Genomic DNA, 6,267 nt, shown 5'->3' with positions numbered 1-6,267 from the left:
TTCGGGGTGGAAGCGCAGCAATGCGTGCAGCTGACGAATACTAATCGGTCGAGGGCTTATCCTAATAACACGCTAAAGTTTCAGACTTTGTCTTTCGCATCCAGTTTTCAGGGTAGCAATACCTTGTAAGTAACGTTTTATATTCCCTGATAGCTCAGTTGGTAGAGCACTCGACTGTTAATCGAGTTGTCACAGGTTCGAGTCCTGTTCGGGGAGCCATTATAGAGAGGTGTCCGAGTGGTCGAAGGAGCACGATTGGAAATCGTGTAGGCTCTAACCGGGTCTCGAGGGTTCGAATCCCTTCCTCTCTGCCATATTTACTTAAAGTATGTTGGTAGAATTTTAACATGGCCCGTTGGTCAAGTGGTTAAGACACCTCCCTTTCACGGAGGTAACAGGGGTTCGAGTCCCCTACGGGTCACCAAAAAAACTTTTAAAAAACACTTGCAAAATGCTCGAAAAAATGGTAAGATATAAAAGTCGCTTAATCAACACGGAGGCTTAGCTCAGCTGGGAGAGCATCTGCCTTACAAGCAGAGGGTCGGGGGTTCGATCCCCTCAGCCTCCACCATATTGCTTTTACGATGACGCGGGGTGGAGCAGCCCGGTAGCTCGTCGGGCTCATAACCCGAAGGCCGCAGGTTCAAATCCTGCCCCCGCAACCAAACTTTACCTTCGGAATGATCCGAGAATATGATGTGGAGCTGTGGTGTAGAGGCCTAACATGCCTGCCTGTCACGCAGGAGACCGCGAGTTCGAATCTCGTCAGCTCCGCCATTTAAAACATCTGGCTCGGTAGCTCAGTCGGTAGAGCAGAGGACTGAAAATCCTCGTGTCGGCGGTTCGATTCCGTCCCGAGCCACCATTAAGATGATTGGTAAACAAAAGTTTGTACCATGCCGTTGTAGCTCAATTGGTAGAGCAACTGACTTGTAATCAGTAGGTTGGGGGTTCAAGTCCTCTCGACGGCACCATTCATGGAGGATTAGCGAAGTGGCTAAACGCGGCAGACTGTAAATCTGTTCCTTCGGGTTCGGTGGTTCGAATCCATCATCCTCCACCAGTTTACCTTAGGGGCATAGTTTAAGGGTAGAACAACGGTCTCCAAAACCGTTGGTGTGGGTTCAATTCCTGCTGCCCCTGCCAATCAAAACTGAACAATATAATATGGCGGTCGTGGCGAAGTGGTTAACGCATCGGTTTGTGGATCCGACATTCGGGGGTTCAATTCCCCTCGTCCGCCCCATTATTGTTCAAACTAAAAAATACTTAATTGTTGGGGATTAGCCAAGCGGTAAGGCAACGGACTTTGACTCCGTCATTCTCAGGTTCGATCCCTGAATCCCCAGCCATTCTTTTGCGGACGTGGCTCAGTGGTAGAGCATCGCCTTGCCAAGGCGAGGGTCGCGAGTTCGAATCTCGTCGTCCGCTCCATCTTTATGGCGCCATAGCCAAGTGGTAAGGCAGAGCTCTGCAAAAGCTCTACCCCCAGTTCGAGTCTGGGTGGCGCCTCCACAATTTCATAGTGTGTGCCCTTAGCTCAGCTGGATAGAGCGTTTGACTACGAATCAAAAGGCCAGGAGTTCGAATCTCTTAGGGCACGCCATTATTCTTTAAAACGCCGGCGTGGCGGAATGGCAGACGCGCGCGACTCAAAATCGTGAGGGAAACCGTGGAGGTTCGAGTCCTCTCGCCGGCATATAAGAAACGAAGGTTTTACGGTGATTTAAACGCTGATTGCGCGCATGTGCAGTCGGCGTTTTTGCGTTTAGTAATGCGCGATAATAAAGCGCGGTGATATGACGCAACGCACACGACTTTAATCGTATTTATCGTAGACTCCAGCGTATCCCTCGACGAATATCGCGACGGAGGAATTACGAAATGGCTAGACGAAAGAACGCGTTAGATCAAACGGACTTGCTGCCGAATCATGCGCCTATATACGCGGTGGACGACTGGGACAGCGCCGTCGATTTATTTTTACGCGACGGGAAGATACGTAATATCAGTAAGCATACAATCGGGTTTTACCGCCAGGAACTCGGCAAATTTAAACGGATACTCGACGAACAAAAAGTGTCTACCGATCCGAATAAGGTTACGGAGGAGATAATTAAAACGAACGTAATCCTATACCTCCTTGACGAAGAGCAGAAAGCGACGTCGATTAACTGTGTGCTGAGAGCTATTCGGACCCTTTTTAATTTCCTTGTGAAAGAAAGCTATCTGCTACGTTCGCCGATGGCATGCGTAAAGTTGCTGAATCAAAAGAATACAATTATTAAGACGTTTTCAATCGAACAAATACACCGTCTCTTTGCGCAGCCAGACCAGAAGACCTTCGTCGGTGTACGCGACCTTACGGTGATGATGTTGTTTTTGGAGACGGGGATACGCTTAAGGGAATTAGAGGACTTAGTGTTGAGTGATATCCGCTGGAAAGACGGCACCATACTAGTAAACGGTAAAAATAACAAGTAGCGGCTTGTACCTATTCAAGCGCTGATGAAGAAACAACTTTCGAAGTACGTAGCGCTACGAGGCCAACTTGAGCATGATTCACTCTTTGTTACAATAGACAACACTCCGGTAACAAGGCGGCAGGTGCAGGAACAAGTCGCATTCTACGGACGCAGAGCGGGCCTTACAGACGTTCGATGTAGCCCACACACAATTCCCGTCACACTTTTGCGAAGATGAGCGTACAGAACGGAGCAGACGTGTTTGCGCTTCAAGCTGTGTTGGGACATGCTACCCTTGATCAAGTACGTACCTATGTTAATTTATTCAGCCGTGAGGTGCATGATAAACACCGTAAATTCAGTCCGATCGAGAAAATGTTTTAATTGGAAAAGCTACGTCCTGCGATAATATACGTATTACCTAAAAAGGAAATCGCAGGGGGACTATTATGCTTGGAGCGTTATTTTTCGCATCAATTATTGTAGGTGTTATTTTTGCAGTCGCATTCATCTTTCCAAAAATCATACCGAAATACACGCGCTGGCAAAAAGGGTTTATCGTATTTGTTTGTATGTTTGTATTTGTGATATCTTACGGAAATTTAAACGAAGGTAGTAAGCCGGAGGTTGTTTCTAAATCAACCGCACCGGTCTACCAGCAACGGCATACGCCCGAAAGTCCCAGCCCTAGCTCGCAGTCTATAATGTTCGCGTCACCGAGTGAAGCGACCGCATCTAGCACGCCAGCTCCTACGCCTAAGCTGCCGAGTGTCGGCGAAAAAGCAACGGTAGGTAAATTCGACGTAACGGTTAGCGGTCTGAAGACGGCGTCTGAATTTGGCGGAGAATCAACGGAGGATCAGTTCGTTATTATAACTGTATCAATTACTAACAACGACAGCGACCCGCGCGACATTAGCGCAAGTATGTTCCAACTATCGGATGCTGACGGTAAGACCTACGGGACGTATGACGGCGTCTTCTACATACGTAAAGGCGAAACGGAAGACCTCGTATACGAAACGGTAAATCCAGGCCTCACACGTAAGCGCGCGGTAGTGTTTGAAACTCCGAAAGACGTAAGTGGTCTGCGCCTCTCTATTGCGGACGGGGTAGCGCTCAAAGCAACGACAACGATCGACTGTTCGCTCCAATAACAAATACAAAACAGCGGTCATTCCTTACGGGGAGTGGCCGCTTATTTTTTTTTATTTTACGGAAAGTGTGCGAAAGTGAATCGGCGAACGACTACGTAGGTATAAGACGAAATAACGAAGGAGGTAGCTGCGGTATGCCTAATACGCAGAAAGAGGCGCTATTCCAGTTAATCGATGAAATGATCGACGCGGATATAGACGTTACGAAAATTCGGCAGCATTATACGGAGTTGAAATACGATGCTATCCGGAAAAGGTTCGTACGTACATTCGGAAGCTATCGACAAGGGCTTGTTGAATATGGAATTTACGCTCCTAACGGCGTTCCTACGGAATTAGAGTTAGCGCGATGCTATGAAATTACGGATAACTACAACGTCGTAACAAATAAACATCAGGCGGCGTTTATACGCGATTTGTACGCTTTATCTGAAACGGAATTCGCCCGAATTAGTAGATCGGTTGAAGATGCACTATGGACTGATGCAATTGATGAGATGTATCGCGATCGCTTTCCGTTCGATGGAATTTCCGCTGAAGGATTAGCGCAGCAATTCCCGCATTTACGTTACCACATTATAAGGAAGTACGGAACATTCAAGCAGCTATTATCCGCGTACAATACGCCGTACGACCGATTCGTTAGCCGGGGACATAGCGGTAAAGCTGCACGAATGGGACTCAACTTCGAGCGGAAGCTATTCGCAGTCCTGGTAGCTATATATGGACGCGAAGCCGTAAACGAAGACTTTCGCCTTAACGGATGCTTGCCGGACTTCGTAGTTAACGGACGAGTATGGGTTGATGCGAAGCTAAGTCGCGAAACAATACGTGACAAGCGTTGCAATACGATCGAGAAATATCGCACACATACGGACTCGCTGCGCATTTATTACGCGAGGGGATCGTTAGAACCGCTTAATGTCTCCGGAGTTCCCGTTCGCCACGTATCTGTACTCTACCCGCTACTTAAACGTGCAGGCAGACGTGACTTAATCGACGGTATGGAGGCGTTCGTAGAGCGCGCACAAGTGGAGTCACTCTATTGGCGCGCCTCATAATCGTTTGCACTATTTGTATACTACGTAATTCCCAGTTCTGACCTTTCGCCTTCCATCACCGCCAAAATCACGCCATATACTTTTCACCGTAGTTTTACCGTGGACTTAGCCGTCCTAACTACGCGAGGCTCCGCTAACACCAATGGACGCTCCGGACGCCTAAATCGCCGTGAAAACACGGTGAAAATGTAGGTGCGCAATTAGCGGCGACAGGACGGTGAGGAATCGGAGGGCGCGGCGGACCATTTGCGGCTCTTATCTCTTATGTTTTAAGCCCACGCGTCCTTCTATATGTTATATCATCCCGTATTCGGATGTCTTTTTATCCGGATGCGGAACGAACTTAATAGGCTTTGTTGTTGCCAGTGTGGAGTACAGGCACTCTCTTGAAGCGAAATTTCCAGCCCAAATTCAGGACGTAAAGACGGCTATCCGATATCTGAAAGCAAATCATGAAAAATATAAGGTTGATATTGAAAGAGTTGCTGTATGGGGAGATTCTTCAGGAGGACTTCTGGCCTCTATGGTTGGTGTCAGTGAAGGTGTAAAGGAATTTGAAACGGATTTTTATCAAGACCAGACCAGTGAGGTAAAGGCTGTGGTCAACTTTTATGGTGCTTCTGATATGTTGCAGATGAGCAAGTATCCCAGCAATACAGACCATGACGCGCCGGAATCGCCTGCATCTACACTTATCGGCGCTCCAATCCAGGAAAATAAGGAAAAAGCTCGATTGACCAATCCTATCATTTATATTTCTAAGGATAAGATGTTACCTCCATTTTTGATTATGCATGGCGACAAGGACGATACGGTACCCTTTAACCAAAGTGTTTTGATCTATGAGGCGTTAAAGGAGACACAACACGACGTAACTTTTTATAAAGTAAAGGGCGCCGGACACGGTAGAGGCTTTTGGACAAAACAAATCCTGGATATTGTTTATAACTTTTTAAGAGCTCACATATAATATCTCTCATGCCCCGAGACTGAATCATGACCTGGAGCATGCATGGCCCTTCATAGTATCAGTTGCCCATGGCAAGGCAGTTAGCTTGGCTTCATGGGGAACTGGTATTGATTTGACGATTTATTATTTTAATGGTAATCTGTAGACACAAAAAACCAAAAAACTCGTCTGCAAATAGTTTCACTATAAGTGGCAAAAGCAATTGGGCGTGTGCGGCAGGTTGCCTATTTTTTTGTATAGTTTTTTGGTTTTTTGTGTATTTTATAACCTATAAAAGCAAAGGAGCTGTTTGAAGATGAAAGATACAATAAGCAAAGCTATGTCACTGGCAATGGGGATCGCTGTTACCGGCAAGGAGCAGGTGGAAAAAACGATTGATGAATTGGTGCAGAAAGGACAGGTTAGTAAAGAAGAATCCAAAACCTTAACCCATACACTTGTTCAAAAAGGAGAAGAGCTGCGTGAGCAAATTGAAGCCATGGCGCAGGAACGAGTAAGAGCTATTTTAAGTGAAGGGAAAATAGCTACCCGCGAGGATATCGAGCGAATTGAAAAACGGCTGGATGCACTTGAGCAGAAAGAGCAAAGCGCGGATTGACAGGAGGCTACACGAT

General features: G+C 46.9%; 6 protein-coding genes and 16 tRNA genes. All 22 read left to right on the top strand.

Translation table 11 applies throughout. From position 1 onward, the window contains the following. Positions 1-143 precede the first annotated feature (143 nt). A tRNA-Asn gene (locus AC6B99_RS28915) sits at positions 144-219 on the top strand. A gap of 4 nt (positions 220-223) precedes the next feature. Continuing rightward, positions 224-314: transfer RNA gene (locus AC6B99_RS28910), tRNA-Ser, on the top strand. A 35-nt stretch (positions 315-349) separates the two neighbouring features. Further along, a tRNA-Glu gene (locus tag AC6B99_RS28905) sits at positions 350-424 on the top strand. 71 nt (positions 425-495) lie between these two features. Further along, positions 496-571: transfer RNA gene (locus tag AC6B99_RS28900), tRNA-Val, on the top strand. A gap of 17 nt (positions 572-588) precedes the next feature. Then, positions 589-665 (top strand) — tRNA-Met (locus tag AC6B99_RS28895). A gap of 35 nt (positions 666-700) precedes the next feature. Further along, positions 701-777, top strand: a tRNA-Asp gene (locus AC6B99_RS28890). 12 nt (positions 778-789) lie between these two features. Then, positions 790-865, top strand: a tRNA-Phe gene (locus tag AC6B99_RS28885). Between the two features lie 33 nt (positions 866-898). Further along, positions 899-974 (top strand) — tRNA-Thr (locus tag AC6B99_RS28880). A 5-nt stretch (positions 975-979) separates the two neighbouring features. Further along, positions 980-1,063, top strand: a tRNA-Tyr gene (locus AC6B99_RS28875). A gap of 9 nt (positions 1,064-1,072) precedes the next feature. Then, a tRNA-Trp gene (locus AC6B99_RS28870) sits at positions 1,073-1,146 on the top strand. Between the two features lie 24 nt (positions 1,147-1,170). Further along, a tRNA-His gene (locus tag AC6B99_RS28865) sits at positions 1,171-1,246 on the top strand. A 31-nt stretch (positions 1,247-1,277) separates the two neighbouring features. After that, a tRNA-Gln gene (locus tag AC6B99_RS28860) sits at positions 1,278-1,352 on the top strand. A 7-nt stretch (positions 1,353-1,359) separates the two neighbouring features. Then, positions 1,360-1,434, top strand: a tRNA-Gly gene (locus AC6B99_RS28855). Positions 1,435-1,441: 7 nt separating this feature from the next. Further along, positions 1,442-1,515: transfer RNA gene (locus tag AC6B99_RS28850), tRNA-Cys, on the top strand. Between the two features lie 14 nt (positions 1,516-1,529). Next, positions 1,530-1,606 (top strand) — tRNA-Arg (locus AC6B99_RS28845). A gap of 14 nt (positions 1,607-1,620) precedes the next feature. Beyond that, positions 1,621-1,699 (top strand) — tRNA-Leu (locus AC6B99_RS28840). 185 nt (positions 1,700-1,884) lie between these two features. Continuing rightward, positions 1,885-2,484 carry a tyrosine-type recombinase/integrase gene (locus tag AC6B99_RS28835; RefSeq protein WP_496664834.1) on the top strand — a complete coding sequence of 200 codons (600 nt, stop codon included), beginning with the start codon at positions 1,885-1,887 and terminating at the stop codon, positions 2,482-2,484. Between the two features lie 215 nt (positions 2,485-2,699). Beyond that, the gene (locus AC6B99_RS28830; protein WP_327204948.1) at positions 2,700-2,849 is read left to right on the top strand and encodes a hypothetical protein; all 150 of its coding nucleotides are present in this window, start codon (positions 2,700-2,702) and stop codon (positions 2,847-2,849) included. Positions 2,850-3,169: 320 nt separating this feature from the next. Further along, positions 3,170-3,622, top strand: a complete 453-nt coding sequence (locus AC6B99_RS28825; RefSeq protein ID WP_496664833.1) for a DUF4352 domain-containing protein — start codon at positions 3,170-3,172, stop codon at positions 3,620-3,622. Between the two features lie 134 nt (positions 3,623-3,756). Then, the gene (locus tag AC6B99_RS28820) at positions 3,757-4,683 is read left to right on the top strand and encodes a hypothetical protein (RefSeq protein WP_496664832.1); all 927 of its coding nucleotides are present in this window, start codon (positions 3,757-3,759) and stop codon (positions 4,681-4,683) included. A 217-nt stretch (positions 4,684-4,900) separates the two neighbouring features. Next, positions 4,901-5,653, top strand: coding sequence for an alpha/beta hydrolase fold domain-containing protein (locus AC6B99_RS28815; protein ID WP_496664831.1), 753 nt, complete (start codon positions 4,901-4,903; stop codon positions 5,651-5,653). A gap of 295 nt (positions 5,654-5,948) precedes the next feature. After that, on the top strand, positions 5,949-6,251 hold the full coding sequence (locus tag AC6B99_RS28810) for a phasin family protein (RefSeq protein WP_056040878.1): 303 nt from the start codon (positions 5,949-5,951) through the stop codon (positions 6,249-6,251). The last annotated feature ends 16 nt before the right edge of the window (positions 6,252-6,267 follow it).

It is taken from the genome of Paenibacillus liaoningensis (genome assembly GCF_059609455.1).
This window is presented reverse-complemented; position numbering and strand designations above follow the sequence as displayed.